This window comes from Actinoplanes sp. KI2, from assembly GCF_025630775.1.
In the GTDB taxonomy this organism is placed as follows: Bacteria; Actinomycetota; Actinomycetes; order Mycobacteriales; family Micromonosporaceae; genus Actinoplanes.
In genome coordinates, this window is sequence record NZ_JAOSZE010000170.1 from 1 (window position 1) to 389 (window position 389).

Annotated in this window: 1 protein-coding gene; it reads left to right on the forward strand. The window is 71.2% G+C overall.

Features of this window, described 5'->3' with window-relative positions:
• On the forward strand, positions 1-389 hold a 389-nt coding region (locus tag ODJ79_RS46815; RefSeq protein ID WP_317620771.1), incomplete at both ends, for a peroxidase family protein.

Below are 389 nucleotides of genomic sequence, written 5' to 3' on the forward strand. Positions count from 1 at the left end.
CGGGCCTGCAGTTCACCTCGCTCACCGACGCCTTCAACACCGAGGTCGACCGGTCCGACGCGGACGCGCTGGAGAGCACGCCGACCCGGTTCGCCCGCGCCGCGCCGCTGGCCGCCCGGCTGCAGGCGATCTACGGCAGCGTGAACAACGTGGACGCGTTCGTCGGCATGATCGCCGAACCGCACCCGGCCGGCTCCGACCTGGGCGAGCTGCAGCGGGCCATCTGGGCCAGGCAGTTCCAGCAACTCCGCGACGGCGACCGGTTCTTCTACGGCAACCAGACCTCGGCGCTGGACTTCATCCGCACCACCTACGGCATCGACTACCGGCGCGACCTGGGCGACCTCATCGCGCAGAACACCGACATCCCCCGCGCCGACCTGCCGGCC